Here is a 15,730-nt window from a genome sequence, read left to right on the forward strand (position 1 = left end):
GTTAGGGAGGCCGGTTCGGTAATTCTCTCGTTATCGCGCTATGACGGCCGTCTGCCCGCTGAACTTGACCAGCAGCGCCGCAACCAACAACAGGGCTGTCAGCACCGCGAGCACCGCCACGAAGCCGGCATCGAACGCCGAACGTGCCAGCCCCGTCAGCAGCGCCGCGTCATCGGTCGATAACGTTGCAGAGACCAGCAGCGCGTCGTCCAGGCTCTCGAACGTCAAGGGGTTCAGGCCCAGCCGCGGCGGGATCGTCAGGCTGACACACCCGGCATAAATCGCCGACAACAGGCTGCCTGCCAGCGTCACCCCGGCGGCACCGCCCAGCTCGAAGGAAACCTCCTCGATAGACGCGGCCATGCCGGCCTTATCGGTGGGGACGCTGAGCATGATGGTGCTGGAAGCTGCCGTCAGCGCCGCGCCCATGGCCATGCCCAGTAGCGCAAGGCTGGCAACCTGCAGCGGTACCGCCGCGTTGCACAGCAACACGTACGCCAGCATGCCGGTGGCCGAGAGCAGCAGGGTCCAGAACAACATGCGTCGATTGCCCAGGCGTGACAGGTAGTAGCCGGCCAGTGGCCCGCCAACGAAGGAACCCAGTGGCAGCGGCAGGATAAACAGGGCCGCCTGCAGGGGGGACATCCCCAACACCAATTGCAGGCGCTGGCTGAACACTAGCTCCATGCCGATAAACGCGGCGGCTGAGGCGAGCGCCGCAATCACGGCATTTCTGAACAGCGGCATGCCGAACAGCGACAACTCCAGCATTGGCTGCGCGACGCGGCGCTGACGTCGAATGAACAGTGTCATGAACAACGCCCCCAGCAGTAGCGCCACCAGTATGGCCGCGAAGGAGGGCGACCGTTTGCCGAGTTCCTTGACGGCATAGGCCAGGCTGATCAACGCGATCATGACCTGCAGCGACCCCAGCCAATCCCAGTGCCGCTGGGCATTGCCCGGATGAGCATGGATCAGCATCGCCCCGAGCAGCAGCGCCGCCAGCACAATCGGAACGTTGATCAGAAACACCGAGCCCCACCAGAAATGCTCCAGCAGCAAGCCGCCCACGACCGGGCCGAGCGCCGCACCGCCGGAGGCCACCGATGCCCAGATACCAAATGCCATGGCCTGTTCGCGCTCGTCGCTGAACGTCAGCCGGATCACTGCCAGGGTGGCGGGCATCATCATTGCCGCGCCGACGGCCAGGCCACCACGGGCGCCGATCAATACATTGGCCGAGGGCGAGAATGCAGCGATGAGCGAGAACAGGCCGAACACACTCAACCCGCCGAGGAACAGCCGTTTGTGCCCCAGGCGATCACCGAGCGTGCCCATGCCCAGCAGCAGGCCGGCGGCGATCAGCGCGTAGATATTGATAATCCAGAGCTTTTGCGAGGCCGTGGCGCCGAGCTCACGGGTCAGGGTGGGCAAGGCGGTGTACAGCACGGTCATATCAATGACGATGAGCAGCAATGCGCTGGAAATAATGGCAAGGATCAGCCAGCGGTGCTTGGAGGGCATAGTGTGGGCTCGATAATTGAATGGCCAACGCCGGCAACTTCAGGTCAGCCAGGCATAGGACGGGTGAACCTAGCATGCACGAGCGCGCACCCGCGCCGTTATCCCAAATCGGCGGGAGAATAAGTCGGCCCCGACCTGTTTTGGGGCGCTGGCCGCGATGTTACCGATTTGGGATAGCGAGGGTTACGTGGCGGGCATAGGATCGAATCCAGCGTGCAACCTCAAGAATAAAAGCGCTACCCGGCACCGATAGCGCCTGGATCGGGGCCACCCCACAGCGACTGCCTCATACAATAAGGTCAATAACATGAGTGTAACTCTCCCGGTCAACAGCTCTACGGAGCTCAAGCGTGGCGCCCTGGGTGTCGGCTTCATCATCTTCTTTGTGATTTCGGCGGCAAGTCCGCTCAGTGTGATTGCCGGTGGGTTCCCGATCGGCATCATGCTGGGCAACGGTGCCGGCACCCCAGCGTTACTGCTGCTGGCATTGCTTGTGCTGTTGGCATTCTCGGTGGGTTACACCACCATGTCCCGCCACGTCACCAACGCCGGCGGTTTCTACGCCTTCACCTCCCGTGGCCTGGGCGGCCTGGCCGGCGGCTCGGCGGCAGTGCTGGCGATGTTCGCCTACAACATCTTGCAGATCGCCCTGTATGGCATGTTCGGTGGTGTGGTCGCCGGTACCATGGAGAGCATGGCGGGCGTGATATTGCCTTGGTGGTCCTATTCGCTGATGGCGATGGCCAGCATTGCATTTCTCGGCTATCGCAATATCGACCTCTCGGCGCGGGTATTGTCGTTGGTGGTGATCGCCGAATACCTGGCGATCCTGATCCTCGACTTTGCCATTCTGAAAACCGGGGGTGACAGCGGAGTCAATCTTGACTCATTTACCAGTCAGCATGTGTTCAGCGGCACTCCGTCCATTGGTCTGCTGTTCTGTTTCGCCGCCTTCATCGGCTTCGAGGCCACCACTATCTACGGTGAAGAAGCGAAAGACCCGAAGCGCACCATCCCAATCGCGACCTACAGTTCGGTGTTGCTGATCGGTGGGTTCTATGCGCTGTCGGTATGGTCGATGGTCGTGGGAGTGGGCGCAGACAAGATCGTGCCGATGCTGCAAGCCATGCAAGACCCCACCACCTTTATCTACGGCATGTCCGATCACTTCGTCGGCCCGCACCTGACCCTGGTCATCCGCGTGCTATTCATGGTCAGCATCTACGCCGGGCTGTTGGCGTTCCATAACGCCGCAGCGCGCTACTTCTACGCCATCGGCCGTGACGGCTTGCTGCACAGCGTGCTGGGCACCACCCACCGCGTGCACCAGAGCCCGCACATGGGGTCTGCTTTGCAGAGCCTGATCGCGGCCGTGGTGGTATTGATCTTCGCCGCGATGGACGCCGACCCGATCCTGCAACTGTTCGCCTGGTTCTCCAACCTGGCAACCCTTTGCGTGATCCTGCTGATGGCGATGACCTCGATCGCAATCTGCGTGTATTTCCATCGGCACCCCGAACTCAAAGTCGGCCTGCTGCGAGGGCGCATTCTGCCGGTGGTGTCGTGCCTGGCATTGCTGAGCGTGCTCGTACTGGCGGTGGCGCATTTCGATGTGCTGACGGGGGCCAGCCAGCTCTTGTCCTACAGCTTGTGCGCGGTGATTCCCGCAGCCCTGCTGGGCGGCCTGTATCTCGCCGCGCGCCTGCGCAAGGTGTCGCCGCAGCGGTTCCTGGCCCTGGGCAGTCACAAACTCTAAGGCCTGGTTCGAAACCTCTCTCCTGTGAATTGTTCACTGCCGTTGTGCGGCAGGGCTCGTCTGCGTTAAAGGAAATTGCATATGCACCATTACAAGATGCTCATCAACGGCGTTTCGGTTGCCGGTGAAAACGGCCAGTTTGACGTGATCAATCCGGCCACCGGCGCCGCATTCGCCCAATGCCCGGCCGGCTCGCTGTCCCAGTTGGACGAGGCGGTGGCCGCCGCTCAGGCCGCTTTCAAGACCTGGCGCCACAGTACCCATGGGCAGCGCTGTGAGCACCTCAATGCGATTGCCGATGCGATCGAAAAGGACGCTGATGCACTGGCCCGGCTGATCGTGCAGGAGCAAGGAAAACCGCTTGAGCTGGCGTTTTCCGAAGTCATGGGCGCCGCCGCCTGGACCCGCTACGCCGCCGGGCAGGAGATCGCCGTGGAACTGGTGGAAGAAACCCCGACCCAGCGCATCGAACTGCACCGCAAGCCCTTGGGGGTGGTGGCGTCCATCACGCCGTGGAACTGGCCTTTCATGATCGCCGTGTGGCACATCATGCCGGCGCTGCGCGCGGGTAACTGCGTGATCAGCAAGCCATCGAGCCTGACGCCGCTTAGCACGTTGCGCCTGGTCGAAATTATCGGGCGCCATGTGCCACACGGTGTGATCAACTGCGTGACCGGCGAGCAGGGTTTCGGCAGCGCGATCACGTCGCACCCGGGGATCCAGAAGATTGTGTTCACCGGCTCCACCGCCACCGGCCAAAGCGTGATGCGCGGGGCCGCCACCAACCTCAAGCGCCTTACCCTGGAACTGGGCGGCAACGACGCGGCGATTGTATTGCCGGGTACGTCGGTGGAGGAGGTGGCCGAAGAGATCTTCCAGGCCGCCTTCCTCAACATGGGCCAGACCTGCGCCGCACTCAAGCGCTTGTACATTCACGAATCCCAGTACCAGGCGTTTGCCGAGGCCCTGACGCGGATTGCCGAGCGCCAGGTGGTCGGTGATGGCCTGGAGCCCGGCGTCAACTTCGGCCCGGTGCAGAACCTTGATCAACTGCAACTGGTGGACGCCCTGATTGCCGACGCGCGGGCACACGGTGCGCGGGTGCTGTGTGGCGGCGCACGCCTGGATCGCCCTGGGTTCTTCTACCCGCCCACGCTGGTGGCGGATGTGACCGATGGCCAGCGTCTGGTCGATGAGGAACAGTTCGGGCCGGTATTGCCTCTGATCGCTTATCAGGATGTCGAGGATGTGCTGCGCCGCGCCAATGCCGGCGACATGGGCCTGGGCGGTTCTGTCTGGGGCCCGGACGTTGAGCAGGCGCAGGCATTGGCCAGCCGTCTGGAGAGTGGCGTGGCCTGGGTCAACTGCCACGCGCGCATTCAGCCGAACACGCCGTTCGGCGGCAGCAAGATGTCCGGCTTCGGCGTCGAGTTCGGCCTGGAAGGGTTGCTGGAATTTACCGGCCAACAGTTGCTGTTCGTCAACAAGCGCGCAGCCGAATAACGCCTCAACAACTAAGACAGCCTCTCAAAAGGCGCACCCAAGGAGCTTCGATCATGCGGTATCCCTCCACGTCATTTCTCAGCGGTACGTTGGCCTGTACGTTGACGCTTTGCGCCATCAGCCAGGCCCAGGCCTATGAGTTGTACAGCGATGAGAGCCGGCATCTGAATGCCGACATGACCGCCGTGTTCGGCATGTTCAACAGCCGCAAGAACTATGACGGCACGCCGGGCGGTTCGACCTGGCGCGAAGGTTTCATCAAGTATGGCTTGAGCGGCGACCAGTCCCTGGCCGGCAATGGCACCGCCTATGGCGCCTTCGCGCTGGTCAGTTCCGCGACCTGGGGTGACGGCGACCCGGCCGGCAATACCCTGGGCAGCGAACGCACCACCAAAATCGAAGATGCGTACCTGGGCTGGCGCTCCGGCGACCTGTTTCCGGCCTTGGGCAAGGACGGCGTGGACATTTCCGGCGGTCGCCAGGTGGTCAAGCTCGGCAGTGGCTTCCTGATCAACGACGACGGTCCGAACCTGGGCAAGGGGCCGGCCAATGGCACGATGAATCGTGGCGGTGCGTATTACCTGGCCGCGCGGCACGCCTTCGATCAAACCGCGTTCCTGCGGCTGGGCGGCAAGGATGGTCTGCACGGCAGCCTGTTGTGGCTCAAGTCCGATAACCGCGCCCAGGCTGAAACCGAAGTGGCCGCCGGTACCCTGGATTACACCACCAAGCCGGGCACACTGGGCTTGACCTGGGTGCACGGCATCGATGTGAACGAACGCTGGGCCAGTGATTTTCAGCGCCAGCGCAAGGGCATGAATGTCTACAGCGTGCGCGGCGAAGGCGACGCAGGCCTGCCGAATGTCAGCCTGGCGTTCGAATATGCCTGGCAGGACAAGGACACCGGTCCCGAAAAAGCCTGGTACGGCGAAGCCGGCTACACCTTTGCCGATGTCGCTTGGACGCCAAAGGTCAGCTACCGCTACACCCGCTACTCACAGCAGTGGGATTCGCTGTTCACCGGCTTGAGCACTGGCTATGGCACCTGGCTGCAGGGCGAAGTCGCGGGCAACTATGCCGGGCCGTTCAACAGCAACACCAGCATCCAGCACGTGGCCCTCAAGGCCACGCCTCTGGAAAACCTGACCCTGGGTGCGCTGTACTTCGACTTCGACACCGTGCGCAAGAGCAATGCGCTGAACCTCAATGCTCGGGAGCTGGATGTATACGCCGAGTGGGCCGTCAACCCGCACCTGATCGTCACGCCGCTGATCGGCCTCTACAAGCCCAAGCAGGACGCCACCACGGGCGGCAACCAGGTCGCCGGCAACGGCACCAACGTTTACAGCCAGTTGACCATCGCCGTGCCGTTCTAGCCCACCGCAGCCGCCGCGCCTGAACCTCAGGATGCGGCGGCGCCCGGCGGATTGCGCAGGTTCTCGGCAATCCGGCGGGTGGTGTCCATGACCATTTCAATCACGGTTTCCTGGCGCAGCAGCTTGAAGCTCTGGGTGCTGCCGACGGCGGACAGGCTGCCGATCACCTCGTCGATATCCGGCTGGATGATGGGCGCGGCGATGCCGGTCAGGCCGAGGTTGAGTTCATCATGGGTCATGCAGTACCCATCCTTGCGAATCTTCTTTGTGGCCTTGGCAAAGCTGGCCCAGTCGTACGGGCTTTCCGGGTCGCTGGCCATATGCTCTTCGAACAGACGCTGCAGGCGTCGACCTTTCTGGAAAGCGATCAATACCTTGGACTGCGCGCCGCGAAAAAAGGGCAGCGGATGCCCGCGCCCGAAGGAGAAGTGATACGTGTCGGTGGGTTCGGCAATGTAGGTGTTGATGATGCGTCCGTCGTAGAAGACGCTGGCGAACACCGCCAGGCCGGTCTGCGCCGACAGCTCGTGCATCAGCTCGCGCCCCGCCAGAAGGATGGGGTCGTACTGGCGCATCATCCAGTCCAGCTCGATCACGCGCGGCCCCAGGCCGTAGTGGCCGGCGTCCACGCGGGTCAGCAGGCCGGCGTCGCACAATTCCTTGACATAGCGATACGCGGTGGCGCGCGACAGGCCCATGCGCTCGGCGATGGTGTCCGGGTCGATCTTCAACGTCGCCGGACCGAACAGGTCCAGGACATTCAGCAATTTACTCAGGCTGCTCATTTCGTTCCTAGAGAAGGGATGGCATGCGGGTAAGCACTATAGGCGAAAACAGCGCAGATCCAATGTGGGAGCGGTCTTGCTCGTGAAAGCGGTGGGCCAGTGATGGAAGTTACTGACAAACCGCATTCTCGAGCAAACCCGACCCTGCAGGTCGACAGGCTAAGCTTTTCAGATTATAAATTCACTTAAATCTCAAATAAAGAGATTTCATTCATAAAATGCTTGTCTGACTCTCTATATTGTGTGATAAATCTCAGCAAAGAAAACGCTCAAGCGAGAGGGCTGACAATGAATGGCGCGCAACTGATAGTGAATGCGGCAGCGGCAAGCGGTATCGAGTACTGCTTTGCCAACCCGGGCACCACCGAGATTCCGCTGGTGGCGGCCATGGCCAGCGCACCTGCTCTCAAGCCGGTGTTGTCGCTGTTCGAAGGGGTCTGCACCGGCGCCGCTGACGGCTATGGCCGCATCGCCGGCAAGCCGGCAATGACCCTGACTCACTTGGGCCCGGGCTTTGCCAATGGCATCGCCAACCTGCATAACGCGCGTCGGGCCAATACGCCGATCGTCAACGTCATCGGCGATCACGCCTCCTGGCATGTCAACTACGATCCGCCCTTGGCCAGCGACATCCAGGCCTTAGCCGGCACCGTTTCTGGTTGGGTGCGTACCTCGCGCACGGCGGCGGGTATCGGTGAAGACTTGCAGGAAGCCGTGCGTGCGGCGTGGCAGGCCAAAGGCCAGATCGCCAGTTTGATCCTGCCTATGGACCTGCAAGCCCACGCGGTGACGCACAACGGTGTATTCGCCCCGTTGCGCGCGCCGGTTCGCCGGTTTGCCGGTGACCGGGTAGAAACCGTGGCGCAGGCACTGCGTGATGGTCAGCGGCTGGTGTTTATCGTCGGCGATGAGGGCTTGTCGGTCGCGGGCCTGGAAGCGGCGGGGCGCCTGGCACAACTACCCGGCGTGCGCCTGTTTGCCGAGACCTTTCCGCGCCTGAGCTACCGTGGCGGTGGCTTGCCGGACCTGGATCGCCTGCCGTATTTCCCGGAGGTGGCGATTGAAATTCTGGAGCAGTACGACCTGGTCATTTGTGCAGGCGTCCCCGAGCCCATCAGTTACTTTGGCTACGAAGGCATCCCGTCGCGCCTCGCCGAACGTGAACGCCTGCTGACGCTGGCCGAAGTCGGTGACGATGTTTCCGCCGCACTGACGGCGTTGGCCGATGCCCTGAATGCACCGGCCTATGTGCCGACCCCGGAGGGTATCGAACTGCCGCCCGGCCACGCCGAGCTGACGCCACAATCCATCGGCCAAGTGCTGGCCGCGTCACTGCCCGAAGACAGCATCGTCTCGGTTGAGGGCGGCACCTGCGGCTATCCGTTCTTTACCGCTTCCGCCCGCGCCGCTCGGCATCGGGTATTGACCAATACCGGTGGCGCGATTGGTCAGGGGATTCCGGTGGGGTTCGGTGCCGCCTTGGCGGAACGCGGCAATAGCGTGTTCTGCCTGCAATCGGACGGCAGCGCCCAGTACACCATTCAAACCCTGTGGAGCATCGCCCGCGAGCAGTTGCCGGTGGTGATCCTGATTGCCGCCAACCATCGCTACGCGATTTTGCAGAACGAGCTGCGCCGTTTCGGCATGACCGAAATGGACCCGCAAGCCCTGCGCCTGACCGTGCTCGACAGCCCGCGTATTGACTGGAAGGCCCTGGCCAAAGGCTACGGGGTACCGGCCTGCACGGTACAGACCAATGCCGAACTGCAACGGGCGCTGGCCAATGCCAAGGCCGACCGTGGTCCTTGCCTGATCGAAATGGCGCTGTGAAGGAGTCGACTATGTATCAGCCCGAATTATTACCTGCCGTCCAGGCGTTCCTGGCGCAGCCCGGTCGCCTGTTCATCGGCGGTACGTGGCAGGACGCCGCCAGCGGTCGCCGCTTTGCCGTGGAAAACCCGGCCACTGAACAGACTCTGGCCGAAGTCGCCCAAGGCGATGAGCGTGATGTGAATGCGGCCGTTGCGGCCGCGCGCGCAGCCTTTACCGGCACGTGGGCCTTGCAGTCACCGGCGCAGCGCGGCCTGTTGCTGTTTCGCCTGGCTGATCTGTTGGACCAGCACCGCGAGGAACTCGCGCAACTGATCACGCTGGAGAACGGCAAGCCTATCGCCAACGCGCGCGGTGAAGCGGCCAGCGCGGCGAACATCATTCGCTACTTTGCCGGCTGGCCCACCAAGATCGAAGGCAGCACGCTGCCCGTATCGCCGGCCAGCGGCGCGCCGATGCTCAACTACACGTTGCGTGAACCGGTGGGGGTCTGCGCGCTGATCGTGCCGTGGAACTTCCCGTTGACCATGTGCGTTTGGAAGCTCGGCCCCGCGTTGGCCACCGGTTGCGTGGCGGTGCTTAAGCCCGCCGAACAAACGCCGCTGATCGCTATCCGCCTGGTGCAACTGATCGAGGCTGCAGGCTTTCCCGCCGGCGTCGTCAACCTGATCACGGGTCTTGGCGCCGACACTGGTGCACCGCTGGCACAGCACCCCGATGTGGACAAGATCGCCTTTACCGGCTCGACCCAAGTCGGGCGGCTGATCGCCCAGGCGGCCACCAGCAACATGAAAAAGGTCTCGCTGGAGCTGGGCGGCAAGTCGCCGAACATCATCCTGCCCGATGCCGACATTGCGCGCGCCGCCAAGGGGGCCGCCGATGGGATTTTCTACAACCAGGGCCAGGTATGCACGGCGGGCTCACGCCTGTATGTCCACGCTAGTGTGCTCGACCAGGTGCTCGAAGAACTGCAGCGCCACGCCGCCGCCTATGTCCTGGGCAATGGCCTGGACCCGGCCAACAGCATGGGGCCGTTGGTGTCCGCGCGGCAGTTGAAGACCGTCAAGGGTTACCTGCAGCGGGGCCAGGAGGAGGGCGCCGAACTGATCTGCGGCGGCGGCCGTCCCGAACACCTCGAGCATGGGCATTTCATTCAACCGAGCGTGTTCCTCGACCGTGCCGAGCGCGCCTGTGTGGTCCGAGAAGAAATCTTCGGCCCGGTACTGACCGTCATGAGCTGGACCGAAATCGATGAACTGGTGCTGCGCGCCAACGATTCGCCGTATGGCCTCGCTGCTGGCCTGTGGACCCGCGACTTGCGCTCGGCGCACCGCGTGGCTGCACAGCTCAAGGCTGGCTCGGTCTGGATCAACTGCTGGAACGTGGTCGATCCCTCTTCACCGTTCGGTGGCTACAAACAATCCGGCTGGGGCCGGGAGATGGGTAAAAACGTGATCGATGCCTACACCGAGACCAAAAGCGTGTTTGTCGATCTGGCCTGAACTGAATAATCACAAGAGGTAATTGCTATGGATCTGGAATTGAAAGGCCGCGTGGCCATTGTCACCGGTGGCGGTATGGGCATCGGTAAGGAAGTCGCACGTTTTCTCTCCGAGGAAGGCTGCAAGGTGGTGATCTGCGCGCGGCGCATGGCGTTCCTGCAACTGGCGGCCGAAGAGATCAGTGCCCAGACCGGCAATGAAGTACTGCCGCTGTTCTGTGACACCAATGACATGAAGGCCGTGTCGGAGATGGTCGAGGCGGCGCACAAGCACTTCGGCCGTATCGACATCCTGGTCAACGGTGCCGCAGCACCGTCGGGTGTGGTGCGCAATGACATCGAACACGCCGGCGACGATGAACTGCTCTCCGACCTCAACACTAAGGTGATCGGCTACTTCCGGTGCGCCAAGGCCGTGACCCCGCACATGAAGGCGGGCGGCTTCGGTCGCATCATCAACATCGGCGGCCTCACCGGGCGCAGCAGCAAAGTGCTCTCGGGCATGCGCAACCTGGCCATCGCCCACATGACCAAGACCCTGTCCGACCAGCTCGGCCCTTCGGGCATCACGGTCAACCTGATTCACCCCGGCGTCGTCGATACCCCGCATATCCAGGAGTTGTACGAGCGCGAAGCAGTCAAGCAGGGCAAGACCGCCGAGCAGGTCGAGCAGGCCTACATCGACGCGACGCCGATTCGCCGCACCCTCGCACCGATTGAAATGGGCTGGCTGATTGGCTTCCTGGCGTCGCCGAAAGCTGCTGCGGTGACCGGTGAATCCATCGGCATCGACGGCGGTTTGACCCGTGGCATCTATATCTGAGGAGTATCACAGATGAGTAATGGAACCCTTCTGGTCGCCACCGTCGGGCAAGCGGTGATCCGCAGCGCCGACGATGGCAAGACCTGGCATCGCCTGGGCCTGGGGCAGGACCTGGAGTTCGATGCAATCACCCGATCCCTGAGCGTGCATCCCGACGCACCCGAAGTGATCTACGCCGGCACGGACGTGGGCTTGTGCATCAGCCGCGACACCGGTGGCCATTGGCAGCGCGTCGATTCGCCGTTCAACGGCGAGACAGTGTGGAAAGTCGCCGTCGACCCGCAGGACGCCAAACGGATTTTTGTTGGCACCGGTGCGCCATCGCGCGCCGTGTTATGGCGCACCCTCGACGCCGGCCTGAGTTGGGATCGCGCCCCGGTGGAAATCCCCGAGTTCTGCGATGGTGTCAGTCGTCCGCGCCTGCTTGCCTTCGCCTATGACCCCACCGACCGCAATCAGCTGTGGTTTGGCCTGGAAGAGGGTGGCCTGTTCCATTCGCGCGATGGCGGCGACAGTTGGACCCGCGTCGATGACCGACTGCTGTGGGACTACAACTCGGACATCCACAACATTGTGGTACTGCCCAATCACGGCAAGAAAGTCATCGTGGTGGTTTGCGTGAATGCGGTCTACCGCAGCCTGGACGAGGGTCTGACCTGGACCGGCATTATCGGTCGCGAAGCCTTCGGCCTGTACTACCTGCGTGCCATGAATGCGCCGCTGGGCACTCAAGACGAGCTGTACCTGAGCATTTCCGATGGTACGCCGGGCACCACCAGCAAGATCCTCGTCTCCCATGATGCCGCCCTCAGCTGGAACGTGCTGCCGTTACCGCAGCAGCCCAATTCCTGCGTCTGGGCCATTGCCTTCAACCCGGCCAACCCGCGCCAGATGGCGGCGGGCACCAAGTATGGGCACTTGTTTACGTCCGACAACGGCGGTGATGGCTGGCAGAAGCACTGGCGCGAATTCAGCGAGATCGCCGACGTGCTATGGACGCCTGCCGTGGCGCAAATCAAGGCCGGGCATCAATCCATCGTCAAGAAAAACTGAGGTAAACAGTGATGAAAGTCGAAATCCTTCGAACTCACTTATCGCTCTGGGTGAGTGATCCTGATGTGTCGGCGCGCTGGTATGCCGACATTCTGGGCATGCACGAAAGTGCCCGTGGCGAGAGCTGGGTGATGATGGCGTTTGGCACCAAGCATCACGACATCGCGTTGATTCGCGCAGAACCCGGCGCCCACCAGGGCGGGCTGGGGCTGCAGCACTACGGATTGGAAATCGCCGGCGACATGACCACCTTGCGCCAGCTCTACGGCATGTTGCTGAAGAAGGGAGTGGAGGTGGTGAAAATTACCGATCATGAAATCGGCAACGGCCTGTATTTCAACGATCCCGATTGCAATCGCATGGAGTTTTTTCTCGAAACCGAGCATGACGATGCGTGCGGTAAGGCCCGCTTCAAGGCCGCCGGTGCGCCGAGTCGCAACATCACGCTTGACCCACTCGACCCCCTTTGAACAGAGGCAGCCCCGATGAAAACCGCAAATTTCGCCAGCTATCACATCCGCAAATGGTACAGCTTCGTTGAAGAGACCCTGGCCAATGAAACCGGCCAGTTGGCCGATGGCGAGCCGGTGTTCAAATACGCCGTCGCTGCAGTGATCGCCAACCCGTATGCCGGCCGTTACAGTGAAGACCTTTCGCAATTGATCGAGCCGTCGCCACTGCTGGGTGAAGAGTTCGGCCGGCGCATCCAGGCCCTGGCCGGTTCGCGTCAGATTGAAAGTTACGGCAAGGCCATCCTGGTGGGCAGCGCAGGCGAGTACGAGCACGGCAATGCGTTCCTGACCAACCCGGCCGCCGATCCGATCCGCGTCGCCCTGGGCGGTGGCAAGTCGTGGGTGCCCTCCACCGGCAAGCGGGGTGGCCCAGGCTCGACCATCGACGTGCCGCTGGCGCACAAGGACGCCCTGTACGTGCGCTCGCACTACGACAGTTTCTCGGTGACCTTCGGCGACGGCCCTTCGCCGGATGAGATCGTCGTGATCTGGGCCTTCGCCACGCGCGGACGCCTGCATGCGCGGTTGGGCGGGCTCAAAGCCGAAGACGTAAATGGCCTTGACGGTCTGCACTGATAAGCGCGCAGGATCAAGCGGTGCTGGACCCAAACCACAACAAGAAAAGCGGTGAATAGCGATGAAGCAGGAGAAGACCCAAGTTGTCATTGTGGGCGGTGGCCCCAACGGCATTACGGCCGCGCACTATATGGGAATGTACGGTGTCGACTGCGTCGTCCTTGAGCTGGCCGACGGCATCCTGCCTTATCCTCGTGCAGTGGGCATGGACGATGAAGCGTTGCGTGTGCTGCAGGGAATCGGCATCGCCGAGCTGGCGGTGCGCGACATGATCTGTGACGTGCCGCTGCGCTATTACAACGCACGCGGTGTGTGTTTCGCCGAGGTCAAGCCGAGTGCCGCGCAGTACGGCTGGCCGATGCGCAATATCTTCATGCAGCAGTTGCTCGAAGGTACCCTGCGTGAACACCTCGGCCAGCATGCCAGCGTTGAGCTGCGTCAGGGCCACGAATTGCTGGAACTCGAGCAGGATTCCGAGGGTGTGACCCTGCAGGTGCGCGATGCCGAAGGCGAGATCTACCAGCTTCAGGCCGACTATGTGATCGGTGCCGACGGCGGACGCTCCACCGTGCGCAAAAAGCTCGGCATCGAACTGCTTGGGCTGACCCATCCGCGCAAATGGGTGGTGGTCGACACCGCCAACGACACACTTGATGCGCCCTACACAGCGCTGCATGCCGACCCGCAGCGGCCCTTCGTGTGCATCTACCTGCCTTACCAGCAGCGACGCTGGGAATTCATGCTGATGGAGGGCGAGGACGAAGCGAAAATGTGCGAAGAGGCGACGATTCGCAAACTGATCCACGGGCATATCGGCGATGCCGTGAACAACCTCAACATCATCCGTATTCGTGCCTATACCCACCACTCGCGGGTCGCGGCGCGCTTTGTCGAAGGGCGTGTGGCACTGGTGGGCGACGCCGCGCATATCTCCCCGCCGTGGGCCGGGCAGGGTCTCAACTCGGGCCTGCGCGACGTGGCCAACGTGGCCTGGAAACTGGCAGCGATCATCCAGGGCCGCGCGGCGCCGTCGATCCTCGCTACCTACGACCAGGAGCGGCGTGGTCACGCGACCGAACTGGTGGCTCTGGCCGACAACATGGGGGCGGTACTCGGCTTGACTAACCCGCTGATGGCTGGCGTGCGCGACTGGCTGTTCCAGGCGGTGAACAGCGTGGATAACCTGCGCTCGCACTTGCTGGAATTCAAGTTCAAACCCAAGGCCACCATCACCAAGGGCTTGGTTTATCACGAGCGGGCCGAGTTGCGTGAGGACGATCTGGTCGGGCAGTTGTTCATCCAGCCGAACATCGAAGACGACCAGGGCCAGCGGCGGCGCCTGGACGAGGTGCTCGGCAATGGTTATGCCGTGCTGGGGTATCGCGTGAACCCGCGTGAGCATCTCAGTGAGGCGATGGCCGAGTATTGGACGCGCTGGGATACACGTTTCATCCAGGTCAATCGTTCGCGCAGCGGCGTCGGGCGGAACCAGCCGTTGAAAGCCAATGATGCCTTGAGTGTGGAGGATGTGGATAACCGCCTGGGCGAATGGTTCTCCAAGGTGCGCGACTGCATCGTCGTGGTGCGTCCGGACCGCTTCGTCGCCGCCATCACCACGCCTGAGCGGCTTGACGGCGTGCTGCGCAAGCTGGCGGAGCAACTGTCATGAGTGGCGCTGACGAGTTGCTCGACCAACTGCACGAGGCCGGGCATAGCGCCCGGGCCATCGCACCGTTGCCGCCCGAGGCACTGGACAAGCAGCAAGGTTACTCGCTGTTGCGCCAGGGCTTGGCCCAGCGTCTGGCAGGTGGCGAGCGCCTGAGTGGTTGGAAGGTGGCCTTTGCCGGCCGGGCGGCGCAGGCGCGTTTTGGCCTCGACGAACCGGTGTATGGCGCGCTCACGTCGGCCATGGCGGTCGAGCCGGGCAGCGCGGTGTCGTTCGAGCGGCTGATCCAGCCCAAGCTTGAGGTTGAACTGGCGCTGGTGTTCGGGCGGCCCCTGGCGCCAGGCGATTACCCTGACGAGGAGATTCTGGCGGCAATTGCCGAGGTGGCCCCGGCCTTCGAAATCGCCGACTGCCGCTGGCAGGGCTGGGCTTTCGGGCTGGGTGCGTTCCTGGCCGATAACGCCGCCGCAGGGCTTTACTGTGTCGGGCCGCGCGTGTCGTTTGATGCGGTGCGGCATGCGTGCGTGGAGTATCGCCTGGAGCATGACGGCGCATTGCTCGGCAGCGGTGATACCCAGACGCGCGAAGACAACCCTCTGTTCAACCTGTGCTGGCTGGTGCGGCGTCTGTTGGCGGACGGTTATCCCGTGGACGCCGGGCAGGTCGTGTTGTCCGGTGCATTGCTGGCACCGCTGGATATACGACCGGGCGCTTATCGTTTGCGCATGCTTGGCACGGAACTGGCTTTAGATTTCCACCCAGGCCTCGTGCCTGCGCAATCGCCAGCGACTGTTATGGATGACTGAGCCCGCCTTCAGGCCAAAA

13 protein-coding genes are annotated in these 15,730 nt (G+C 62.6%); 11 read left to right on the forward strand and 2 right to left on the reverse strand.

Annotated elements, in window-relative coordinates:
• Nucleotides 1–30: 30 nt before the first annotated feature.
• Entirely contained in the window at nucleotides 31–1,524 is a 1,494-nt protein-coding gene (locus HCF10_RS09110; RefSeq protein WP_167655327.1) for an MFS transporter, read from the reverse strand.
• Nucleotides 1,525–1,831: 307 nt separating this feature from the next.
• Between HCF10_RS09110 and HCF10_RS09115 the strand changes: the two genes are divergently transcribed.
• The 3 genes from HCF10_RS09115 (at nucleotide 1,832) to HCF10_RS09125 (ending at nucleotide 6,159) form a co-directional block, all read left to right on the forward strand.
• On the forward strand, nucleotides 1,832–3,280 hold the full coding sequence (locus tag HCF10_RS09115) for an APC family permease (protein ID WP_099491962.1): 1,449 nt from the start codon (nucleotides 1,832–1,834) through the stop codon (nucleotides 3,278–3,280).
• Nucleotides 3,281–3,361: 81 nt separating this feature from the next.
• Nucleotides 3,362–4,783: an aldehyde dehydrogenase family protein gene (locus HCF10_RS09120; RefSeq protein ID WP_167655328.1), complete on the forward strand. Its 1,422-nt coding sequence runs from the start codon at nucleotides 3,362–3,364 to the stop codon at nucleotides 4,781–4,783.
• Nucleotides 4,784–4,836: 53 nt separating this feature from the next.
• Nucleotides 4,837–6,159: a hypothetical protein gene (locus HCF10_RS09125; RefSeq protein ID WP_178116791.1), complete on the forward strand. Its 1,323-nt coding sequence runs from the start codon at nucleotides 4,837–4,839 to the stop codon at nucleotides 6,157–6,159.
• Nucleotides 6,160–6,185: 26 nt separating this feature from the next.
• Here the strand turns inward: HCF10_RS09125 and HCF10_RS09130 are convergent, their stop codons facing one another.
• On the reverse strand, nucleotides 6,186–6,944 hold the full coding sequence (locus tag HCF10_RS09130; protein WP_065930139.1) for an IclR family transcriptional regulator: 759 nt from the start codon (nucleotides 6,942–6,944) through the stop codon (nucleotides 6,186–6,188).
• A 288-nt stretch (nucleotides 6,945–7,232) separates the two neighbouring features.
• Here HCF10_RS09130 and HCF10_RS09135 point away from each other — a divergent pair, with 288 nt between their 5' ends.
• The 8 genes from HCF10_RS09135 to HCF10_RS09170 all read left to right on the forward strand — a co-directional run bounded on the left by HCF10_RS09135 (nucleotide 7,233) and on the right by HCF10_RS09170 (nucleotide 15,711).
• On the forward strand, nucleotides 7,233–8,774 hold the full coding sequence (locus HCF10_RS09135) for an acetolactate synthase large subunit (protein ID WP_167655329.1): 1,542 nt from the start codon (nucleotides 7,233–7,235) through the stop codon (nucleotides 8,772–8,774).
• A gap of 11 nt (nucleotides 8,775–8,785) precedes the next feature.
• The gene (locus HCF10_RS09140) at nucleotides 8,786–10,276 is read left to right on the forward strand and encodes an aldehyde dehydrogenase family protein (RefSeq protein ID WP_167655330.1); all 1,491 of its coding nucleotides are present in this window, start codon (nucleotides 8,786–8,788) and stop codon (nucleotides 10,274–10,276) included.
• Nucleotides 10,277–10,303: 27 nt separating this feature from the next.
• Entirely contained in the window at nucleotides 10,304–11,098 is a 795-nt protein-coding gene (locus tag HCF10_RS09145; protein WP_167655331.1) for an SDR family NAD(P)-dependent oxidoreductase, read from the forward strand.
• A 12-nt stretch (nucleotides 11,099–11,110) separates the two neighbouring features.
• The gene (locus HCF10_RS09150) at nucleotides 11,111–12,151 is read left to right on the forward strand and encodes a VPS10 domain-containing protein (protein WP_167655332.1); all 1,041 of its coding nucleotides are present in this window, start codon (nucleotides 11,111–11,113) and stop codon (nucleotides 12,149–12,151) included.
• 11 nt (nucleotides 12,152–12,162) lie between these two features.
• Entirely contained in the window at nucleotides 12,163–12,621 is a 459-nt protein-coding gene (locus HCF10_RS09155) for a VOC family protein (protein ID WP_065930135.1), read from the forward strand.
• 15 nt (nucleotides 12,622–12,636) lie between these two features.
• Nucleotides 12,637–13,239, forward strand: coding sequence for an amino acid synthesis family protein (locus HCF10_RS09160; RefSeq protein ID WP_145338156.1), 603 nt, complete (start codon nucleotides 12,637–12,639; stop codon nucleotides 13,237–13,239).
• 61 nt (nucleotides 13,240–13,300) lie between these two features.
• Nucleotides 13,301–14,908: a bifunctional 3-(3-hydroxy-phenyl)propionate/3-hydroxycinnamic acid hydroxylase gene (locus HCF10_RS09165; protein WP_099491966.1), complete on the forward strand. Its 1,608-nt coding sequence runs from the start codon at nucleotides 13,301–13,303 to the stop codon at nucleotides 14,906–14,908.
• Entirely contained in the window at nucleotides 14,905–15,711 is an 807-nt protein-coding gene (locus tag HCF10_RS09170) for a 2-keto-4-pentenoate hydratase (RefSeq protein WP_167655333.1), read from the forward strand. Before HCF10_RS09165 ends, HCF10_RS09170 begins: the two co-directional genes overlap by 4 nt.
• The last annotated feature ends 19 nt before the right edge of the window (nucleotides 15,712–15,730 follow it).

Source organism: Pseudomonas sp. B14(2022), assembly GCF_012030485.1.
Classification (GTDB): domain Bacteria; phylum Pseudomonadota; class Gammaproteobacteria; order Pseudomonadales; family Pseudomonadaceae; genus Aquipseudomonas.